We start from the raw sequence: 20,744 nt of genomic DNA, 5'->3' as shown, positions 1-20,744 counted from the left end.
AGGGATCGTATTTCACTCCGGATTTTATGTGTCGTAATATTATATATGTTTTGTCGCATTTTCCTACTAAAAAAGCTGTTTATTATGTGTTATTTTTATAGCAGATGTCAGAATAACATATATACGGGAGGCACAAGTAAATGACCATTAGAATTGGTAAGCTCAGCTATTGGCATGTGCATGCATGGGATTATACCAAGCAAGCTCAGGAGCATGAAGATACCGTATTAGCTGCAGTTTGGGACGAAAACGTAGAGCGTGGGAACAAAGCTGCGGAAAGCTTGAATATTCCTTTTTTTGAATCACTGGATGATCTGCTTGCGCAAGAGGATATAGATGCCGTTATCGTGGATGCACCAACGAATATGCATAGAGACGTAATCGTGGCTGCGGCCAAGGCGGGCAAACATATTTTCACAGAAAAAGTTATTGCCCCAACGTTAAAAGAAGTTAACGCAATTATCGCAGAAGTTAACGAGAACAAAGTGAAGCTAACGGTCTCCTTGCCTCGTTTAAATGACGGCTATACATTAACTATTCAAGAGATTCTAAGTCAGGAGCTGCTCGGCAAGATTACTTACGTTAGAGTTCGCTTATCCCATAACGGAGCAACGGAAAGCTGGCTTCCTAATCATTTCTTTAGCTTGGAGCAATGTGGAGGCGGAGCTTTGATTGATCTGGGCTGTCATCCCATGTATTTGGCAAAGCTTTTCTTAGATCAAGATGTGACTGGGGTTAGTGCTAATTTTGGGTATGTAACCGGTAAAGAAGTGGAAGATAATGCTGTAGTGACATTATTTACGGATTCAGGAGCAATTGGTGTGGTGGAGGCTGGTTTCGTGAATAGTCATTCGCCGTTTACTATCGAGGTGCATGGAACTGAAGGAACGCTGCTTTACGGAACACCAGAGAATAAGCTTCTTCTTAGAACGAACAAATCCACGGATAAAGAAGAAGGCTGGAAAGAAGTAGCCCTGCAAAGCAATCGTGAAAGCGCCTTCCATCAATGGGTTGATCATATTCAAAATAATACACTCGCCACTCAAAATGTTGAAATGGCAGTTGAGCTTACCAGATTAATGGAGGCGGCGAACCGCTCGGCTAAAGAAGGCTGTGTAATTCCGATTGGGAGGACTTAACGTTGAGCAGCTTTCCCTATGAGATGATGTTTGAGAAGCAGGACATGCTTGAAAGATTGGATATCACGATTCTATGGGGACATTACGAGATTACAGTGTTTAGATTTCATTTGACATCTTTTCCACCGGGCAGAGTAGTCGAGTTCCATAATCATTCTGAATTTGAGTTTCATTTCATTCCGCGCGGGAAGGGAGAAGTCATTCTTGGGGATCAAAAGTATCCTCTGTCAGAGGGAATGTTCTATCTAACCGGACCAGGTGTCATGCATCGTCAAGAGGCAGCCGCAGATGAATCCATGGAAGAGCTATGCCTGCATGTTGACATCAAGAAGAGGATCCGGGATGATGCTGATCTTTGGGAGGTTGCGGAAGCTGAGACCTGTGTGGAGAAGCTGAAGTGTTTACCCTTGGTCCCAGCACAAGATTATCACGGGGCTATGAAGTGTTTTCGAGAAGCGTACGAAGCATGCGATGGGAAGTTGACCGGATATTATACTTCAATTAAGCATCTCGTGATTAGTATTTTATTAAAGGCCGTTAGAGCGTATGATTCAGGCGGGATCCGCACGGAGGCGCCGGTTAGAGATATGCTGACTTACCGGTATCAATACGCAATGCAATATATGGAAGCGAATTATTCAGGAACGGTTACCTTAGAAAATGTTGCGGAAAAGCTGAATATTAGTTCAAGGCAGCTGCAGCGGGTGTTTAAGCAAGTAAATGCAGAACAATCATTCAGTAGGGCGCTTGAGGACATCCGATTGCAAGCGGTCTGCCGCAAGCTTGAAGAAAGCAATTATCCGATAGAACAAATCGCACAGTCGGAAGGGTTTACCAATGCTACCTATTTGCATATTGTCTTCCGCAAGCGGTTAGGCATGACACCGGCAACTTATCGAAACAGCAAACAAATCCATTAGAGGTGAGGGTGAAGGATATGAGTAAGGTTTTTCGTGTAGGGATTATTGGATGTGGTGGTATTGCGAATGGCAAACATCTTCCAAGCTTGAGCAGACAAAGTAAGGTTGAGATCGTGGCTTTTTGTGACATTATTAAAGAACGTGCTGAAGAAGCAGCGGAGAAATACGGAAATAATAAAGCTACTGTCTATACGGATTACACTGAACTATTAAAAGATCAATCCATTGATATTATTCATGTGCTTACGCCTAATGATGTCCATGCGGAAATATCAATCGCTGCACTAGAAGCCGGAAAACATGTGATGTGCGAAAAACCAATGGCTAAGACAGCGGCAGATGCCAAACGAATGGTTGAAGCAGCGAAACGTACAGGCAAGAAGCTGACCATTGGATATGACAACCGATATAGAGAAGACAGCTTATATTTGAAAAAAGCCTGTGAGTCCGGAGAGCTTGGTCATATCTATTTTGCAAAAGCACATGCCATCAGACGGAGAGCCGTACCGACCTGGGGAGTATTTCTTGATGAAGAGAAACAAGGCGGCGGTCCGCTTATCGATATCGGAACTCATGCGCTGGACCTAACCCTTTGGATGATGGATAACTATAAACCTAAAGTCGTGCTTGGCACTAAATATCATGAACTTTCACAAAAAGAAGAAGCCGCCAACGCATGGGGACCGTGGGACCCTAAAAAGTTCACCGTGGAGGACTCAGCCTTTGGAATGGTCGTAATGGAGAATGGCGCAACAATCATGCTGGAAGCGAGCTGGGCTCTGAATTCACTAGACGTACATGAAGCGAAATGCAGCTTAAGTGGGACGGAAGCAGGCGCAGATATGAAGGACGGACTTAGAATTAACGGAGAGAAATTCAGCAAGCTGTACACTAATAAAATTGAGCTTGGGGCAGGCGGCGTTGCCTATTATGAAGGAAAAGCTGAAAGTGCTCCGGATATAGAATTAAGAAAGTGGATTGAAGCGATTGAACAGGATAAGGACCCGGTTGTAACTCCTGAACAGGCTTTTGTTGTTTCGCAAATATTGGAAGCTATTTATGAATCGGCGCAGACCGGCAAGGCTGTGTATCTGGATTAGATTTTGACAACTATAGCGATTTAGAGTAATATCCACTTGTGATTTAATTATAGGGATCTGAGACAAGACTCTCTCTTTACCGGGAGAGTTTTTTTGTTTTTTTACTTGTTTAGACTCTGGGTAATAGGGGTGGAAATCGTGGATACTATTGATCGTAATCATGTGCTTATTGTGGAAGATGACGATAATATTAGACGTTTTATATCTATAAATTTAACGAATAACGGGTTTGTGGTTAGTGAAGCTGCTTGTGGAGAAGAAGCCTTGCAGAGCTTTGAGGTGAGCCGTCCAGATGTTTTGGTTCTGGATATCATGTTGCCTGATTCTAATGGGTTCGAAATATGCCGAAAGCTAAGAGAGAAAGACGCTGGGGTCATCATCATTTTCTTAACCGCACGTGGACAGGATTTGGACAAAATCAATGGCCTTGAAATGGGTGCTGACGATTATATTGTTAAACCTTTTAATCCATTAGAATTGGTAGCACGTATTAAAGCTATTTTGCGCCGTACAGAATCAGCTCTAAAGCCGCAAAAAACGATACTTCAAGCTGGACCGATTCGGCTGGATCTGAATGCAAACAAGATGTTTAAGCAGGATGACAGCATTGAATTAACTCCGAAGGAATTTCAGATGATGAAGACCTTTCTGGAGCATCCGGATACAGCACTCTCTAGGAATGAATTAATGAATCTTGTCTGGGGAGAGGATTATATTGGAGATCCTAAGACGGTAGATGTTCATGTGCGTAAGTTAAGAGAGAAAATTGAGGTTGATCCTTCTAATCCGCTTTGGATTGAGACGGTATGGGGGCTCGGATACCGCTTTAGAAAGGATGGTTGAAGAATGGGGATTCAGAAAAGATTAGTAGGAAGCTATTTTGTAGTCATCTGTCTTACTGTGCTCATTCTTGAAATCATTCTTAATGTATCTGTGCGATATTATTATTTTCATAACATAGAGGAAACCCTGATGAATCAAGCAGAGCTATCGGCTTCTTTTTTTCAGCAATACTTTGGGGACCAGGATCTGGAGGAACAATCGGATAGGTTACTGAAGGGTTTTGCGAGTCATTCCGATGCACAGGTACAGATTATTAATGTTGAAGGCCGGCTGTTGCAGGATTCAAATGGACTTCAAGGCGATCTGACTATGACTGAGTACATAGATGTGCAAGCAGCAATAAAAGGGCAGCCCGGCAGTTGGAAAGGTGCGGACCCTAACACAGAGGAAGCGATTTACGCGGTATCCTATCCTTTACAAGCGAATGGAAACATCATGGGGGGAGTCAGATTTATTACGTCCTTAACGGAAACTATACATACAGTTAAACAGATTACGGTTTTACTGATCGGGGTGGGGATCATCGTCATTGGCATTGTCACCTTACTTGGATTATTACTGTCTTGGACCATAACCAGATCCATTAAAGATTTGAAGCAGGCAGCAGACCAGATGACCGAAGGTGATTTCAGCATCAGAGTGCATAAGCGCTATCAAGATGAGCTTGGTTCATTGGCGGATACGTTAAATATGATGGCAAGCCGAATCTCCAAGAGTGAACAGCTTAAGAATGATTTTATCGCTTCCGTATCCCATGAACTGCGAACACCCTTGACCTCGATCAAAGGTTGGGCAATTACCTTAAAGGCGAGTGAGGTGAGTAATCAACCTCTGTTTTATGATGGGCTTGATATTATTGAATCCGAAAGTGACAGGTTAACTCATATGGTGGATGAATTGTTGGATTTCTCCAAGTTGGATAACGGAAGAATCGCCGTTCACTTCACATCTGTGGATCTAACAGAACTGCTGCAGCATATCGGCAGACAACTTACCCCTAGAGCGACCCGACAAGGCATCTCACTAGATGTGAAAATAGAAGAACATCTGCCAGTGATTCAAGCTGACGAGAATCGTGTGAAGCAAGTCATGATTAATCTCATTGATAATTCACTCAAATTTACTGGTTCATCAGGTCGAATCTTTATCACCGCTCATACGGTTCCAGGGAAAGTCGTAATTTCTGTAGAGGATACAGGCTCAGGCATCGCAGAGACGGATTTAGAGAATGTGCGGCAAAAATTCTACAAAGGGGATCAACAGGCTTCGGGCAGTGGCTTGGGATTGTCCATCTCGGAACAGATCATTAAATTGCATCATGGAGAGCTGCGAATAAGTAGCACTTTAGGCAAAGGAACGATTGTCCAATTTGACTTACCGATAGAATAAGAATTCAAATTTAACTATTTCATAACCACTTTCATCTCTTTCACAGATAAAATACTATATATGCGGACAAGCGAGGAGTCGATGATCCAAATGCCGAGCAAATTCATAAAAATTGGTACCCTGTTGACAACTTTATTTTTGCTCGGAGGATGCGGAGTCCCGGCGACACCCGGAGAGCTGATTAAACCTCCATCATCAGAAGCAAATCTGCAGCGAGACAAAACGAGCCAGGAATTTATTAAGTGCCTTCCAGACAAAGCTCAATTGATAACTCCGATGAAGGGACAAGAAGATAATGCCATCTCCTTTGGCGATATGGATGGAGACGGAATCGACGAAGCTGTAGTTGTGTATGAGTACAGTAAAAACAAAGGATACACTATAAAAGCAATGTTGTTGAGGCAGGAAAATGAAGCTTGGCAGAAGATTTCCGAGGTTGAGGGGTTTGGGTATGGTCTAGATTATGCCGGATTCTTTGATGTTGATGAAGATGGCCATAACGAGCTTGCACTGGGCTGGTCATTGGGTGAGGCAGGTAATGGTATGGATATTTATACGCTAAGTGAAGATAAACTTAAGCTGTTATCGAAGAAGGCGTATCAGGGCAAATATGATCTGAGGTAATCATTTAACCTAATCATCCGCAGCGCTTCATTGAGAAAAAAGAAGTAAAAGTGCTCAGCGGATTATTTATAATGCCCATTTTCATGTATATATCCCCTACACAACAAGAAAACTACAGAAATTAAATAGAGGTTGTAAATGCTTATCTCTACCAAAATTGCAAAGCTGGACAGATCCGTACTTTTTCTCACCACCTGCTTAGTTGGCATGGGTACTGTTGCTATTTATGAAGCGACTACGGATACGCGGTTAGACGGTCTTTACATAAGTTATTTGTATTTATTTGCTTTATTTTGCCTACCCATGTTATTCATTGCTTTGGTAGATTATAAGATTCTATTAGGCAGGTTAGCCTATCTCTTTTATGGCGTGGGGCTAGGTTTACTAGTACTAGTCAAGCTGGTTGGAGAAAACCTCAATGGTGCTGTGCGTTGGTTAAGTATTGGGAGCTTTCAGCTTCAGCCCTCCGAGCTGGCTAAAATATGTACGGTGCTGCTCATTGCTCATCTATTAGGTACACGAGAGGGCCAGCGGCTGCGATTTTTTCAAGATTTAGTGCCGGTCTGTTTCGTTTTTTTAATTCCTTTCATTTTAATAATGGATCAGCCCGATTTGGGTACAGCACTCGTATTTGCTGGCATATTACTTAGTATGCTGTGGATTGGTAACATCCGTGCTCTATATATGATTCTGATCCTTGGTGTTGTGATTATTTCGATCGGCACGATACTATGGCTGTATTATGCTAACTTCGACCTGTTATCCAAGATTGTCGAGCCCCATCAACTGTCACGAATCCAAGCTTTTTTGGACCCGCAGAGCGATCCAGATAAGTCTTGGCATGTGAAAAACGCAATGTTAGCCATTGGCTCCGGGGGATTATCGGGCAGTGAAGGTATTTTTTTGCGAAAAGGATATATTCCATATGCGTATTCCGATTCGATCTACGTAGTCATCGGGGGAAAATACGGTTTTATAGGTTCATCCGTGCTGCTGATGCTTTATTTGCTGCTCGTGTACCGAATGATCTTTATTGCGCTGGATAGTAGGGACCGTGCGGGTACCTATATTGTCACCGGGTTTATCGCTATGTTCATCTTTCAAGTTTCCGTTAATCTTGGGATGCATATTGGGTTACTGCCCCTAACGGGGATTTCATTACCTTTTATTAGTTATGGAGGCAGCTCGTTGCTAACTAATATGATAGCGATTGGCATAGTGCTAAGTGTTAAAGTTCATAAGGATGAAAGCGCTGATTGAATAAGCTATTGGAACTGAGTGGAGGAAATTATGTCTAACAAACGCAAGTGGACAACAACCCGTAAAATTCTGACGAGCATTGGTCTTGTCTTAGGCGCAACTATTATAGGGATTGGAGTATATGCAGGGTATTTATACAAAAAGACGGATGATGCGATACAGCGTATGGCAGCTCCAGTCACCGTACAACCCACTGCTGCTCCAGAGGAAAAAAAGGAGACGGTATCGGTTGAACCTATGATTTTTCTGCTTGCCGGGGTAGATAGCCGGGACGGTGGCGGTGGGGTAATGAATACCGATGTTCTGATGCTTGTCAGCTTCAATCCGGACACGAAATCGACGAGTTTCTTATCTTTACCCAGGGATTTGTTGCTAAAACCTAAATCGTTACCTTCCCGTAAAGCCAATTATTATTATGCTTATCATTACATAAAAGACAAAACAGAGGCTATTCCGAATACAAAAGAGTTTTTCAGCAATTTGCTCGGTCTGCCGATTGATCACATGGTTGTGGTGAATTTTGATGTGTTGCAGGAGACCGTGGATTTGCTTGGCGGACTGACTATAGATGTCGATATGGATATGAAATATACCGATACGGCAGATGGTACACACATCGATTTAAAGAAAGGCTTGCAGAAACTGGATGGCCAACAAGTTCTTGATTTTGTGCGGTACCGTAAATCGAATCAAGGAACGGCTGAATCCTCCGATTTCCAGCGTAATGATCGGCAGCAGCAAGTAATCAAGCAGATTCTGGATAAGCTAGGAAACTTCCAAGGTGTGTCCCAATGGGGAAATGTATTGGATATCATTGGTGAAAATGTGAAGACGGATATTCCTCAAGCAGATCTGCAGCAGTGGTTATTCAACTTCCCTAAACTTAAACCAGAGCATATTAATTCCTTACATGTAGAATCTCTTTGGAAGAGCCCGTATGTCTATGTGAATAAAGAGGATCTAAAACAAGCACTTACTACTCTGAGTACGGAAGCAGGCGTCAGCTCCGAAAGCTCATTACACTTGGAGAATGTTGGAACGGTGGATTAACATCTATAACCCTGCTCTTAAGAGCAGGTTTTTTTGTTTGTTCTACTATAAATCCCGCTAACCAGTAAAGTAATCCGCCAAGAGGTAGAGGCCTGACTTCCATGCATAGTACCATAAACACAGCGATTATAACGAATCGTATATTGTTTCTGGTTTACTTGAGAGGAGAAGGGAATTTTATGAAATACAGACGGGGTATTATGTTTCTAATCGTACTTACAGGAATGATCTCAATAGCTGCTTTTAATCCGATTATTGGTCCGCTTGCGCGAAATTTGGGGCTGAGTGATTTTCAATCAGGATGTTTAGTATCGGTGGCGGGGTTATGTTGGCTGCTCGGGGGATATTTCTGGGAAAAACAAACGTTTATGAGCCGAAAGTGGCTGCTTGCTTCGATTATGTTCGTCTATATGGCCACACTCATCATTTTTGCACTATTGGCTGATTATGCAGTAAATGCACAGAGTAAAGAGAGTCTGTTTTGGAGTTTCTTTTTACTTCGCGCAATAGCTGGCTTTTTCTTTGGAGGAATTCCGGCATTAGCACAAGCTTATGTTATGGGCTGGAGTACAAAAGAAACCCGTACACAAGGAATGGCATTATTTGGTGCGGCCAACGGTCTTGGTTTCGTAGTGGGACCCGCAATGAGTGGAGGAATGGCTTCACTGGGCCTGACCTCACCAATGTACGCGGCCGCTATTTTATTGTTCACCTTGGCTATATTGTTTCTGGTGTTTATTCCTAAAGAAAAGAATATTGAGATTGAGCGGCAGGCGATTTCACTTTCCCCCAATGATCGACGGATACGCCTCTATTTATGGATTGGACTTTTGCTTTCGTTTGCTCTGAATATCGTGCAGGTTACTATCGGATTTTTTGTGCAGGATAGCTTGGGTTACAGTACTCAGCAAGCCACTCAGTTAATTGGAATGGGGCTGGCGATCTCGGGAATAATGGTAGTGCTCTCGCAAATTGTAATCAGTAAGTATCTCAAATGGCATCCTAAAAAAGTGCTGCTCGTAGGACTCTTATTTGTTGCCTTAGGCTTGCTGGGATTGTTATTGTTCATCAGATTTGCGTATGTAGACTTTACATTTTTGGGTATTGGCATCGGCTTTACACTGCTCGGCTACAGTGCGGGTGCTTCAATGGCGGTTCAAGACCATGAGCAAAGAAGCGTTGCTTCCTTTATTGCGGCCCTGCAAGGGGGCGGGTCATTCATAGGGCCAGTTATAGGTACGGCCTTATACACCGTTAATATGGCGCTTCCTTATTCTATCTGCGTACTGCTGATATGTATTGTAGGTCTCGCTAATATGAAGAAAAGAGCGGCGGATCGTGTGGAGAATTGTTAAAGAAGAAAGGCTCCTCTTAGGAGCAGCTTCAGGCTGTCGAGGGTGACTCGACAGCTTTTTTTGTAGCTTTCTGCTGGCAGTGAGTTTATGTAGAAAATAAGGAGAAAGAGTTTTTTACCTCGTATTGAGCTTCCAGTTAATAGTATAATAAGAACTCGTAGGAGTTATTTCAATATGTTGTAGAGAGGTTATCCACAATAACTTTATACGAATACATACTCATATTTTTTTGAGGAATAAGGAGATGAAAGCATGACTGTAAATACTACAGCGGAACAAATCCGCATTATCGAATACGATTCTTCTTATGCTGGGGCAGTCGCAGAAATGTGGAACCGCAGCAACGAAAGCTGGGGCGGAGGCACCAATCAAAGAACTGAGGACAGTGTGCGCCGTGAGATGGAGATCTCGTCCAATCTTAATGCCTTTCTTGCCGTTGATGGCAAAGAGGTAGTCGGCTTCTGCAGCTTCGCCCACTACCGTCAAGATGAAGGGGCTTTGTATGTCCCGCTATTGAATGTACGCCCCGATTATCACGGATACAAGGTTGGCCGCAATCTGATTCTGAACGCTGTTCGCCAAACAATAGAAGCGGGCTGGCCACGTCTTGATCTGTTCACTTGGGCAGGTAATACGAAAGCCGTACCGATGTATAAGAAATGCGGATTTTTTTGGGAGAAAAATGAAGATTACGTCCATCTGATGAATTTCATTCCAACAGTACTGCAAACGGAAGCACTTGCTCCTTATTTTGAAGAACTGGATTGGTATGCAGACAGTACCCGTGAACTTCCCATTCAGCCAGATGGCCGGCAGGAGCGTGGCTTTGATTTCTTTGATTACACTTGGCAAAAGGGAGAACTCTCCTTGCGGGCGGAATTCGAGAAGACTGGCCGCGGTCTGACCGCTCTTGATACACCAGACTATGAAATCTCTACGGAAATTGATGATCATGATCTTGTGTTTGGTTCGACCTACAAGATTCGCTATCGCATCAAGAATCGTTCGACGTCTGAGCTGGCCATTGAGATCGAAGGCCAGAACGATAAAAATATCCGTTTTGCTCTATCTGCTGCGCGAATACTCGCTCCAGGTGAAACGGTTATCGTGGAAGGTGATTTTGAGCTTGATTCAGTTCGGGAAGAGCAGAACGATAAGAAGACACACCCCGTTGTTATGAGCAAGTGGATCATCGGTGGCAAGCGTGCGGAATTCCGCATTGGCGTTGCTCCTAAATTTCCACTCAAAATGAAGATAGCGCTGCCACACCGGGAACTGTATCTGGGTCTTCCTTCGGAACTGTACCTTAATGTGGAGAATAATTTTGCTGCAGAAGCAGAATTTTCTTTTGATTTGCCCGAAGACGAATTCCTGATGTGGGCGGATCGTACAGTAAGCTTTACTGTTCCAGCTAAGAGTAAGGCTTCTATTCAAGTACCCTTTGCCCTAAATTCATACGGTCTTTATTCACAGGCTATTGAGGTAACGGCCGTTCCGGTTGGAGAGAAGGCAGTCACCTTTATCAGCAAGCTATCCGTTCTAATGAAGGGAACGAATGGCCGCTTTGGTGGGGAAAACGGGGATCAGTGGGTGGCGGTGAATGGCGCCTACTCTATTCATCTTAATAATACCGACAATGGAATGTGGATTGAATATCCCGGCTCGAGCCATAATTTCTGGTTGACCCATCCGAAGTTAGGCAAGCCATTCGCAGAAGAATTCTCTAAGAAACAGGCCAAAGAGGTAAAGATCTATTCTGAAGGGGAGAGTCAGGTTCTCGAAGCTCTTTACGAGTCGGAAGAATTTCCGGGTCTTGAGATAAAAAGAGTGGCTAAGCTATTTGCCAACGGAATCGCTGAGTTTTATAGCGAGGTCTGCAATACCAATAGTGATATCCTGGAAGAAGACATGTATCTGTTGACGAATTTCGGCTTTTTCGGTAAACAGCTCATCTTACCATATCAGGGCCAATACGTGGACATGGGCGACGCTTACTCAGGCGATCCAAGTCTTTGGGACAGTGCACAAATTACGGAGAACTGGTTGTTCTGCAAGGAAGAGAACGTCACATGCGGAATCTGCTGGGATCCTTCGCTAAAATTGCTTCGTCCGGAATACCCGCTTGGGCTGGAGCATAATCTTGGCCGAATCTCCGCTGGAGATGTCGTACGGACAAAAACTATGGTGTTTGCTCTTAACACCTTCCTTAAGTGGTCGGAATTCCGCGCCTTTGCCCTAAAACAGCAGAATTCGGTCATACCGGTGTTGGATGACCATCTTGAGCTAACGCTCGGCGGTGGAAATCCTTTTGCGGCAGGGGCACTTCATGCCGAGCTAATCGAACGAAAGATGACACCGCTTGATGGAAGCCTTGAATTGTATGTAGAGGCTGATGGAGAAGAGGAGCAAAGTGTCGCTGAGATGGAGTTGCAAAGAGGACAAAATTTGCACTCCGCTGGTTTTGAACTCTCTACTGAGGATACAGAATCACCAGAACACAACGAATCTGGCCGTAAGGTCCGGGTCGTCTATCGTGGTGAGGATCGCATTCAAGAGCGAACAGGCCTCTGGTTTCCACAAACGGAAACAAGCGTTGTTTGTGGGATAGAAGAAGGACCTGAGGGTCCCATTTACACAGTGAGCAACGGAGTTCTATCTATTGCAGCTGCTCCTGATTTCGGCAGCGTTGTGCATTCCTTGAAGCACCAAGGAGAAGAGTGGCTGGACAGCACCTTTCCGAAAGCTGAACCACGTTCCTGGTGGAATCCTTGGCATGGTGGACTCGGTGTGGGTATTTCTGGCATAGGCGGATTTAGCCGGTTGCAGGAGCCAAGAAGCGCAGCTTGGACGGAGCAGATGGATGATCACGGCAACGTCTGGAAGGGATTGAGACTGACCACTTCGATGGAGAAGCAGGAAGCAAACCGGGGGATCACGATCAATCAGCATTACCTCATGCTGCCCGGAGTTCCTGTGCTCTGTGTGTTGATTTCAGTAACCAATGAAAGTGGAATGACGCTGCCGCATTATTCGCTATCCGAGGATAGTTACTTTAAGCCTTCACCAATCTATTCGGAAGGCTGGATGGAGCTCCCAGAGGAAGGCAACTTCCCTATCGGGAAGGTCGAAGCCCATCTGGAATCCAAGGGGCTTATCCGAATCGGTGCAACTTCGCGTAAAGACATGCTGCATGTGGTGCATAGTTATCCTAATCAGAGAGCTATGTCTTACGTGAACAATAAGGTATTCACATATGGTGTGAATCACCATCTACTACTACTGAACGGAGAAACCGCTTGGACACAGCCGACCTTCATGATCATGGGAGAGCTCACTCTGGATCCAGAGGTAGTTCGTAATCTTATGAAGGTGACCTTTGCTAGTGCTTCTGACAAAAAGGAGACTATAAATGCCAATCATTGATATTCACATTCATCTGTCGGACATCGATAGCTTTCATCAGACAGCACTGGACCTCTCCAAAGTTGATTACACAGCTGCTGGGCTCAAAGCGGAGTTTGACAAGAACGACGTTGTTCTCGGCATTGGAATGGGGGTCACGGAGCAGACGAAGGGAGCCTTTCCTGACTCTGCCTCTCCCAATCCGATGGGTCTCGACTTGGAAGCCAGTGTACCGCCATTCTTAATGGAATGCGTGGGTATTAATCCAAATATGCTCGGAGGAAAGGATGCTTTGGATGAGCTGGACCGAATTGAGGCACGGCTGCAAGCTCCTGAGGTAGCTGGTATTAAGCTCTATGCCGGGTACTATCATCATTACGTTTATGACAAAATCTACTCGCCGATCTATGAGCTGGCAGCCAAGTACGGCACGCCTGTGGTTATTCATACCGGTGATACGTATTCGATGAATGGATTGCTTAAGTATGCGCATCCGCTTACCGTGGACGAACTGGCGTTCCAACGGCGCGACGTGAACTTTATGATCTGCCATCTAGGCGATCCCTGGGTGATGGATGCTGCCGAAGTGGTCGCCAAGAATCCGAACGTCTATGCCGATTTGTCTGGTCTCGTTGTTGGTGATCGGCCTCATTTTGAGCGGTTCATGAATGAACCCCTGTTTATGGATCATTTTCGCCGGGCGTTGGTGTACTCTGATCACTATGAAAAAATGTTGTTCGGTACCGATTGGCCACTCGCGCCTATTGACCTGTATGCGGAGTTCGTCCGCCGGCTTGTGCCTGAGCAGCACCACGAGAAAGTATTTTATGAGAATGCCTTTGCATTATTCCCACGCATCCAGCAGAGAATTGCAGCGCTCTGAGCGGAGCGGGACAGTATATCTGAAGCGCAGGAAAATAATATAATTACGAACAAGCCATCCTTAGTTAGTACTAAAGGATGGCTTGTTTTTACATTTGTATGATGACCATGCCTATTTTTAGATTGAGTTTCCAAATTTTAATCTTCCTTTTCTTTACTTAACAGATCAGCTAGCTCAACCGAATTCTTATTTCTTAAATCCAGCATCTTTTCGCTATTGCTAGCTTTAATCAGGAAACCATCTTTCGTTTTAAAATCCATATAAAGGCTGAATCCGGCCACCTTTGAATTAGCGTAAGTAACAGTCATTCGATAAGTCGGTTCACCCACATCAACAGACCCGCGTACTTTTTTTACAGTTCTTATAGCATCTTCGAAGATTTGAAGGCTTTCACGGTCAGTATAAGTAATTTCTGTTGTTTCGGATGCAAGATTGACACTTACGATCTTTTGCGTGGGTCTGACTAATACAAATAATAAAATTAGTAAAATTATCAGTGAAAATGATAGAATACTAAATTTTTTCATAACCTACCTCCTTACTTAAGAATAATGCAGACCAATCACTTAGTTTCCAAAATAGTTATAAATTTCAGCTGAGTGTGCGTTGGTTATCATTGTTGGAATCTTATAAAAATTCCTAGGGTTCTATTTATTATTTGCTACTGGACTTGTGAAACCTTTATTAAAATAATAAACGTCTAAGAATGTATACATATTTTAGAAATAATGTGCTTGCTTTTTAATTACACGTTTGTATAATGAATGTATTACACAAATGTATAACAAGGAGAAATATGGATGAATAACAAAATCAAACGCTTGCCAGATGCTGAACTGGAAATTATGCTGGTGATTTGGAGAGCCGAGAGTTGGGTTAGCTCCTCTTATATTTTGAATCAACTGGGGGATAAACGTAAGTGGGCGCTTGCTACTTTGATGACAGTGCTGTCACGGCTGGTTGAAAAGGGCTTTCTATCTTGCGAAAAAGAAGGGCGGAGCAACCGTTATCTCGCTGCAATTTCTGAGACAGATTATAAAGAGAGCGAAGGGAAGTCTACACTTGAAAAGCTGTTTGGCAACTCTGTGCAGGATATGGTGATGTCCTTATACAACGGGAAGGCGATTGATAAAAGCGATCTTGCTGAGTTGCGGGAACTGCTCGATAGAGTAGATAAGGAGGAATCCTGATGATAACAGGTCTTTTTACAGATTTTCTGGTTATTTCTGTGACCCTTAGTTTAGTTATTATCGGCTTAATCACATTAACTCCCTTGTTAAGAAAACATTATTCGGCTAAGTTGAGCTATTGGATATGGTTGATCCTAACCTTGCGATTATTGTTGCCATTCAACTTTTCCTTTACCAATCCTCCTGTGGCGATTCAGCTACCCGAAGGTCAGGCCATAGCAACTGTCTTTCAAAGCTCAGTGTCCCAGAATTTGCAGGCGGATACGCCAGTAATCTCTCAGCCGGTCCAGACAGGGGATGTAAGCCATATCACTTCTATAATTAATATTTTAGCTTACATCTGGGTTACTGGCGCTGTGCTTTTTATAGGGTATCATTTGCTGAGTTATTTCTTTTTCAGGAAACAGGTGTTACGTTGGAGCAGCCCTCTTCAGAGAGAGGATATGTTCGCCAAGCTCAAACAAGTCGCTAAAGAAATGCATGTAACAACCGCCATTGCGGTTCTGATAAGCAGTAAAGTTCCGAATCCGATGCTAATGGGTTTTTACAAGCCAACACTATTCTTGCCGCATGATCAATATAGTGACGAAGAACTGGAGTTTATCTTAAAACATGAGCTGGTCCATTACAAAAGGCATGACATCATATATAAGCTACTGCTACTGATTGTGCAGGCACTGCATTGGTTTAATCCATTGGTCTGGTTCATGGCACGCGAAGCTGTCCGCGAAATTGAAATTTATTGTGATGACACCGTTGTACGTAAGCAAAATGCGGCATATCGAAAGAAATACTGCGAAGCCATTTTATCGGTTATGCAAAGTAATGCTACTCGGCATGTAGCTTTATCAACGAATTTTGCAGGAGGAAAACACTCGATGAAGCAGCGATTTGGCAGTATTTTAAATATGAAAGAAAAACGAAATGGAGTAGGCGCATTTCTTGCGGTCTTAATGGTGGTTGGTGTAACAGCAGTGCTAGCAGCCTGTACGAACCTAAACGGCCAATCTTCAGATACCGAGTTCAAACCAGGTACTATTTATTCCTACAGCTCTAGTGGAGAACAAGTGGTTGTGCATGACGCTGGGAATGCGTATTCCATGGACGAGGATGGTAAGGTCTCTGTCTCCTATCGGAAAGGGGAGATCCAAGCGCCAACGCCTTTAAAACTTGATACGACTGGAACAGAAATGGGGATGGGGAGAGCGGATACCGGATTTTATATCTCCGAGGACAAAACTGCAATTGTATATGGATTTGCGGATGGTAAAGAATCCCCTCTACATGTATTAATCAGTGATGACATGGGGAAATCGTGGAATAACTACAACATTGCAGGTGCCAAGGGTTATGACGCCAAGTTCATCGGGTTTACTGACAAACAAAATGGATGGATCGTCTCCGGAGGTTCTGCAGGTGTGGGACGCTCATTAAATTATGTATACCAGACCTCTGACGGCGGGAAGACATGGACGGAGCTTGGAAATCCTAACGATTTATACGCGGAAAGTTTAGCCGGGGCAGGGTTTTCTAACAAGGATATCGGATTCTTAGGGTTCAGATATTATGAAGATAATGGGCCTGTTATTTATTGGACCAAAGATAAGGGGCAGTCATGGGAAAAGCTCGTGGTATCCCTTCCGGAAACCTTTAATGAATATCAAAAAACGCCGCTTTCACCTATTTTTAATGGAAAAGAAGGATTGTATCCTATTCTGCTCAGCAAAGAGGGCAACACTGTAGGTACCATCTATCTGTCGAGTATGGACAACGGCCTGAAGTGGACGTATGATCCAGCATATGATCAAATAGGCGATTCTAAATAGAAGCAAGTGGAGCAGGGGGTGATCTACAAAGATCTCGCCCCTTTTTTATACGGAGAGCGGACGAATATAATATGTAGCGGCTTTTAATTGTATTTTGTACAGCTATTTTCGCTCGAAAAACTCGCTCATGAAGATAGTTGTATTTTGTACACCTATTTTTTAGTTATTTGCCGCTAAAGCTGATAACTGTGATTTTTAATTGTATAGAATACAGTTAAAGTGAGAAGTTAGCCTTTTACAGACGAAATAAGTGTATAAAGTGCAGTTATCTCATAGGTTGCATAAAGTTACAGCGATAAAATATACGGGGAGAGGATAGCGGAAGCAAGCTGCTGTCAGTGAAGAAAGCAAGCGGCTGTCAGTGAGGAAAGCAAGCTGCTATCAGTGCGAAATGGATGCTCGATCGTAATTCGGCTGGGAATTGGAAAATTCTGCGTATTTTTCTCCGAGGGTTGCCCAAAGAAGACATTAAAATCGGATAGCTACGATTTATGATTATCTGCTTAAACAAACCGCTACAAACCAAAAACACCAGGCAGAGCTTCTCCATTAATCGGATAATCCATGCCTGGTTGTCTTTTTACTATTTTTATAATAACGAGACTTTATTTGAATCTATCATAATCTGCTTTCGTACGACGCCTCGTCACCGATAAAAGTGGAATAAATTACTTTTTCCAGCCTCCACCGCTATGTGAGGAGGACTCTACATAGTCTACGTTGATTTTGCCAGTGCTTGTTCCTACCTCAGTGTTGAAATTATATTGTCGCAGGTTCCAATCCTCGAAGGTTCCCTGCCAGTCATTATCTACGATGAAGGTGTAACGTGTTGTGGCGGAATTAGTGCCTCGAATATGAGAGCAGACTGCTCGTGATCCGTAGATACCCATTTTATAACCTTTGGAATTTTTAGTACTGCTGTCTAGCACTGATTTTATGCCTTGAAAATAAGGTACTATATTGTTTGTGATTTCGGTAGAGGTCATATCGCGGTCTATCGCAAAATAAATCGGAGTGCTGCTGGTTTGTCCCAAATCACTTGCTAATCCTACAGCCGTTTCAGCATCTTTAACCCCATTGGCTTTCGTAAAATGATCGAGCGATTTGCTGATTTGATAAAGGGATATGATATATAATCCCCCATCTGAAATCCGTGTAATCTCAGCTGAGGTGAGACCATCCTGGTATCCTTCGACGCGATTCAAATATCGGCAAACGAATGTGAATTTATTATTTTTAAGTGTAGTTAATCTTGCTGCTGTTACATTTGTAGCTGTATCACAACCTAAAGCCATTGTAATTGCCTTCTTTCAATTTTTTTGTTTAAGGTTTGGCGCCAACCTCCCTATCAATTTATGAGAAAACTTTCACAGATTCTTGGGGGAACAACGAAATGAGAGAAAAAGAGGCAGATGAGAGGATGAATAGAAGGAGAGACTTTGATCTTAGAATTTACTATTATTGTTAACTTCTAGGAACCTTTGAAATTAAACTGCGTCTATACCCTATGAAGAATTTATGATTTTCTAACATGGAGGTTGATCAAGATATGGATAAAAGATGGTTGCTAGCTCCAATACTTGTTGCATCATTGCTTGCTGCTCCAGTTGCGAATGCGGCATTGCCCGCTTACTTCACTTTCATTATGGATGGAGGCGGGAAAGGTACGAGCGCTGCACTAGTAAAGGATGGGATTACTTATGTTTCAGCCAGTCACTGGGAAGCGGCAGGACTTAAGGTTGTATGGGATAAATCGCATCAAAGAGCGGAGTTTACTGGATGGGGAAAAAAGATAGCCGTTCGTATTGGAAGTAAACAGGGGGTCCTTGATGGTAAATTGGTAAGTGTAGAAGGTGTTCCTTTTGAAATTAATGGTCAACTCTATGTACCTGCCCGTTTTCTTGTAAATTCATTAGGAGGAACAACGGTCAGCTGGGATGCGACGAAGAGGATATATACAGCAACTGGGCTATTGAACTATGCTAGTGCCAGCGCACAATTTGCTGGATCTACTTATACAGTGGATAAAAAAACAGGGGGTTTATATCTAACAGATTCCGCAGGACAAACTCGCTTGCTAACGAACCTTGGTTCGCAGTTATTCGATGCTGTTCAGTTCGATTTTCAGAAGACGCCGAAAGGCCTAATCTATCTGACCGTAACAGATGTTTACGGAGAACCAAGATTTTCTGCTGATTCGGTCCAATCAGCAAGGTTTCCTCATGATGATAGATCGTAAAACAGGTGCCAAAACATTGTTGTACAAGGCACTTCTTGACGTAGAGCAGCAAAAATATGCCGAAACAAACGACCTTCCTTTTTTTGGAGACAATCTGAAATTCCTGAAAAGAGAAGGGGATGCCCTGCTTTTTAATAATGAATATGCAAAAGACGGTAAGGTTTATAAGTTAATGCTGGACGGTTCATAATGGGGAGGCTGAGCGTTATCTCCGCAGGTTATCATAGTAAGATTTGATCCCAAGGTTTAAGAACCTTGGTTTTTTTGCTAACTAGAATAATATAAGATCATGCTTAAACGGGTCAATGATTGTCCTGGATTATAATATACATGGGGTTTGTCTGCGTTAAACGTGATAGAATCACCAGATTTTAATAGATATTCATTATCATCGACACGCAAAGACAATTCACCATCAAATACAGTGATTAATTCTTCAGTTCCTTCCATATGTGGATTGGCATCATGGTATCCACCCTCGTCTATCTCCACTGTATAACCCTCAAATCGTTTGCTTTCATCAAATGGGAAAGAGGGATACACCCGATATTTTCCGTTGTCTTCAAGCAGTGGCTGAATTTCATTTCTTAATACGACTCTTGTGTCAGGCTTTGGGTAATCTATCAGCGCAGAAAATGAAGTTTTTAATCCATTGGCGATCTTCCAAATGGTTGTAATGGTAGGTGCTGATTCGCCTCTTTCGATTTGACCAATCATTGTTTTGCTTACTCCTGTTAATTCTGCCACCTTTTCCAGGCTTAAATCTTTACTTCTTCTAATCTTTTTTATATTCTCCGCAATGATTTGATTTATCTCTTCCACGGTAATTCTCCTATTCCTATTTACTTTATAACGACCAGGATATACAATAAAACGCACATAAGGACGTTATAGCGTCTGATAAATACATTATAACATACAACGAGGTGGAATTCAGTGATTGTTTCTTTGTTTTTATATGCATTTGTGGCTAGCTTTACTCCGGGACCCAATAACATTATGGCAATGACTTTTGCAAACCAGTTTGGTTTACAAAAAACAATGAGATTTTGTTTAGGAGTGGGCACAGGTTTTTTCGTGATTATATTGTTATGTTGCTATTTTAATATACTTCTGATCAATTTTATCCCTAAGATTGAATCTATTATGGCTGTGATAGGCGGAGTCTACATGTTTTATTTAGCATTTAAAATTATTACAAGTAAACATCAAGAAAGTGATGGAAGTGGCGATAAACACAACAGTTTTATTGCGGGTATGCTTTTACAATTTATTAATCCTAAAGGGATATTATATGGAATCACAGTTACATCTACATTTATTCTTACCTCTCATTCTTCCTATTTTAGCTTATTGATTTACTCTATAGTCTTAGCATTCATCGGTTTTATGGGCACTTTTAGTTGGTGTTTATGTGGTTCTCTTTTCAAAAAAATGATATCTAAATATAGAAGTCAATTTAATATACTGATGGGATTGTTGTTAGTGTATTGTGGAGTTTCGATAGTGATAGGATGAATGAAT

19 protein-coding genes are annotated in these 20,744 nt (G+C 42.8%); 16 read left to right on the top strand and 3 right to left on the bottom strand.

What is annotated here, in order from left to right; all coding sequences use genetic code 11:
- Positions 1-140: 140 nt before the first annotated feature.
- The 11 genes from MHH46_RS20070 (at position 141) to MHH46_RS20020 (ending at position 13,965) form a co-directional block, all read left to right on the top strand.
- Positions 141-1,139 (top strand): Gfo/Idh/MocA family protein, encoded by a 999-nt coding sequence (locus MHH46_RS20070; protein WP_076190676.1) that lies wholly within the window; start codon positions 141-143, stop codon positions 1,137-1,139.
- Positions 1,140-1,141: 2 nt separating this feature from the next.
- A complete protein-coding gene (locus tag MHH46_RS20065) occupies positions 1,142-2,059 on the top strand; it encodes an AraC family transcriptional regulator (RefSeq protein ID WP_248548564.1) in 918 nt (305 codons plus the stop codon).
- Positions 2,060-2,076: 17 nt separating this feature from the next.
- Positions 2,077-3,159 (top strand): Gfo/Idh/MocA family protein, encoded by a 1,083-nt coding sequence (locus MHH46_RS20060; RefSeq protein ID WP_076190679.1) that lies wholly within the window; start codon positions 2,077-2,079, stop codon positions 3,157-3,159.
- A gap of 138 nt (positions 3,160-3,297) precedes the next feature.
- Complete coding sequence (locus MHH46_RS20055; RefSeq protein ID WP_076190682.1) at positions 3,298-4,002, top strand: response regulator transcription factor; 705 nt, start codon at positions 3,298-3,300, stop codon at positions 4,000-4,002.
- A gap of 3 nt (positions 4,003-4,005) precedes the next feature.
- Positions 4,006-5,391: a HAMP domain-containing sensor histidine kinase gene (locus MHH46_RS20050; protein ID WP_076190684.1), complete on the top strand. Its 1,386-nt coding sequence runs from the start codon at positions 4,006-4,008 to the stop codon at positions 5,389-5,391.
- A gap of 90 nt (positions 5,392-5,481) precedes the next feature.
- Positions 5,482-6,015 carry a hypothetical protein gene (locus MHH46_RS20045; protein ID WP_076190686.1) on the top strand — a complete coding sequence of 178 codons (534 nt, stop codon included), beginning with the start codon at positions 5,482-5,484 and terminating at the stop codon, positions 6,013-6,015.
- A 138-nt stretch (positions 6,016-6,153) separates the two neighbouring features.
- Entirely contained in the window at positions 6,154-7,275 is a 1,122-nt protein-coding gene (locus tag MHH46_RS20040; protein WP_076190689.1) for an FtsW/RodA/SpoVE family cell cycle protein, read from the top strand.
- Between the two features lie 30 nt (positions 7,276-7,305).
- Entirely contained in the window at positions 7,306-8,325 is a 1,020-nt protein-coding gene (locus MHH46_RS20035; protein WP_076182929.1) for an LCP family protein, read from the top strand.
- A 179-nt stretch (positions 8,326-8,504) separates the two neighbouring features.
- On the top strand, positions 8,505-9,680 hold the full coding sequence (locus MHH46_RS20030) for an MFS transporter (RefSeq protein ID WP_076190691.1): 1,176 nt from the start codon (positions 8,505-8,507) through the stop codon (positions 9,678-9,680).
- Between the two features lie 252 nt (positions 9,681-9,932).
- Positions 9,933-13,103 (top strand): GNAT family N-acetyltransferase, encoded by a 3,171-nt coding sequence (locus MHH46_RS20025; protein ID WP_076190693.1) that lies wholly within the window; start codon positions 9,933-9,935, stop codon positions 13,101-13,103.
- A complete protein-coding gene (locus MHH46_RS20020) occupies positions 13,090-13,965 on the top strand; it encodes an amidohydrolase family protein (protein ID WP_076104960.1) in 876 nt (291 codons plus the stop codon). The genes MHH46_RS20025 and MHH46_RS20020 overlap by 14 nt, the downstream gene beginning before the upstream one ends.
- A 137-nt stretch (positions 13,966-14,102) precedes the next feature.
- Here MHH46_RS20020 and MHH46_RS20015 read toward each other — a convergent pair whose 3' ends face one another.
- Positions 14,103-14,492: a hypothetical protein gene (locus tag MHH46_RS20015; protein ID WP_076127262.1), complete on the bottom strand. Its 390-nt coding sequence runs from the start codon at positions 14,490-14,492 to the stop codon at positions 14,103-14,105.
- Between the two features lie 273 nt (positions 14,493-14,765).
- On the opposite strand from MHH46_RS20015, the gene MHH46_RS20010 reads away from it, so the two are divergent.
- A complete protein-coding gene (locus MHH46_RS20010) occupies positions 14,766-15,155 on the top strand; it encodes a BlaI/MecI/CopY family transcriptional regulator (RefSeq protein ID WP_076143756.1) in 390 nt (129 codons plus the stop codon).
- On the top strand, positions 15,155-16,981 hold the full coding sequence (locus tag MHH46_RS20005) for a M56 family metallopeptidase (RefSeq protein WP_076190695.1): 1,827 nt from the start codon (positions 15,155-15,157) through the stop codon (positions 16,979-16,981). The genes MHH46_RS20010 and MHH46_RS20005 overlap by 1 nt, the downstream gene beginning before the upstream one ends.
- 668 nt (positions 16,982-17,649) lie before the next feature.
- Here the strand turns inward: MHH46_RS20005 and MHH46_RS20000 are convergent.
- Entirely contained in the window at positions 17,650-18,276 is a 627-nt protein-coding gene (locus tag MHH46_RS20000; protein WP_076190697.1) for a glycoside hydrolase domain-containing protein, read from the bottom strand.
- Positions 18,277-18,530: 254 nt separating this feature from the next.
- Here MHH46_RS20000 and MHH46_RS19995 point away from each other — a divergent pair, with 254 nt between their 5' ends.
- Positions 18,531-19,220 carry a copper amine oxidase N-terminal domain-containing protein gene (locus tag MHH46_RS19995; RefSeq protein WP_076190699.1) on the top strand — a complete coding sequence of 230 codons (690 nt, stop codon included), beginning with the start codon at positions 18,531-18,533 and terminating at the stop codon, positions 19,218-19,220.
- Entirely contained in the window at positions 19,204-19,410 is a 207-nt protein-coding gene (locus MHH46_RS19990) for a hypothetical protein (protein ID WP_076190702.1), read from the top strand. The genes MHH46_RS19995 and MHH46_RS19990 overlap by 17 nt, the downstream gene beginning before the upstream one ends.
- A gap of 77 nt (positions 19,411-19,487) precedes the next feature.
- Here MHH46_RS19990 and MHH46_RS19985 read toward each other — a convergent pair whose 3' ends face one another.
- Complete coding sequence (locus MHH46_RS19985; protein WP_076190704.1) at positions 19,488-20,042, bottom strand: helix-turn-helix domain-containing protein; 555 nt, start codon at positions 20,040-20,042, stop codon at positions 19,488-19,490.
- Between the two features lie 114 nt (positions 20,043-20,156).
- On the opposite strand from MHH46_RS19985, the gene MHH46_RS19980 reads away from it, so the two are divergent.
- Positions 20,157-20,738 carry a LysE family transporter gene (locus MHH46_RS19980; protein WP_076190707.1) on the top strand — a complete coding sequence of 194 codons (582 nt, stop codon included), beginning with the start codon at positions 20,157-20,159 and terminating at the stop codon, positions 20,736-20,738.
- Positions 20,739-20,744: the final 6 nt, after the last annotated feature.

The sequence above is a fragment of the Paenibacillus sp. FSL H8-0175 genome, from assembly GCF_045040615.1.
Taxonomy (GTDB): Bacteria; Bacillota; Bacilli; order Paenibacillales; family Paenibacillaceae; genus Paenibacillus_AQ; species Paenibacillus_AQ odorifer.
Note: the sequence above shows the minus strand (reverse complement) of the source record. Positions and strands in the feature narration are given on the sequence as shown.

Coding starts and splice junctions, on each gene's coding strand:
- MHH46_RS20070 (WP_076190676.1), top strand. CDS start 141: ATGACCATTAGAATTGGTAAGCTCAGCTATTGGCATGTGCATGCATGG.
- MHH46_RS20060 (WP_076190679.1), top strand. CDS start 2,077: ATGAGTAAGGTTTTTCGTGTAGGGATTATTGGATGTGGTGGTATTGCG.
- MHH46_RS20050 (WP_076190684.1), top strand. CDS start 4,006: ATGGGGATTCAGAAAAGATTAGTAGGAAGCTATTTTGTAGTCATCTGT.
- MHH46_RS20045 (WP_076190686.1), top strand. CDS start 5,482: ATGCCGAGCAAATTCATAAAAATTGGTACCCTGTTGACAACTTTATTT.
- MHH46_RS20040 (WP_076190689.1), top strand. CDS start 6,154: ATGCTTATCTCTACCAAAATTGCAAAGCTGGACAGATCCGTACTTTTT.
- MHH46_RS20035 (WP_076182929.1), top strand. CDS start 7,306: ATGTCTAACAAACGCAAGTGGACAACAACCCGTAAAATTCTGACGAGC.
- MHH46_RS20030 (WP_076190691.1), top strand. CDS start 8,505: ATGAAATACAGACGGGGTATTATGTTTCTAATCGTACTTACAGGAATG.
- MHH46_RS20025 (WP_076190693.1), top strand. CDS start 9,933: ATGACTGTAAATACTACAGCGGAACAAATCCGCATTATCGAATACGAT.
- MHH46_RS20020 (WP_076104960.1), top strand. CDS start 13,090: ATGCCAATCATTGATATTCACATTCATCTGTCGGACATCGATAGCTTT.
- MHH46_RS20015 (WP_076127262.1), bottom strand. CDS start 14,492: ATGAAAAAATTTAGTATTCTATCATTTTCACTGATAATTTTACTAATT.
- MHH46_RS20010 (WP_076143756.1), top strand. CDS start 14,766: ATGAATAACAAAATCAAACGCTTGCCAGATGCTGAACTGGAAATTATG.
- MHH46_RS20005 (WP_076190695.1), top strand. CDS start 15,155: ATGATAACAGGTCTTTTTACAGATTTTCTGGTTATTTCTGTGACCCTT.
- MHH46_RS20000 (WP_076190697.1), bottom strand. CDS start 18,276: ATGGCTTTAGGTTGTGATACAGCTACAAATGTAACAGCAGCAAGATTA.
- MHH46_RS19995 (WP_076190699.1), top strand. CDS start 18,531: ATGGATAAAAGATGGTTGCTAGCTCCAATACTTGTTGCATCATTGCTT.
- MHH46_RS19990 (WP_076190702.1), top strand. CDS start 19,204: ATGATGATAGATCGTAAAACAGGTGCCAAAACATTGTTGTACAAGGCA.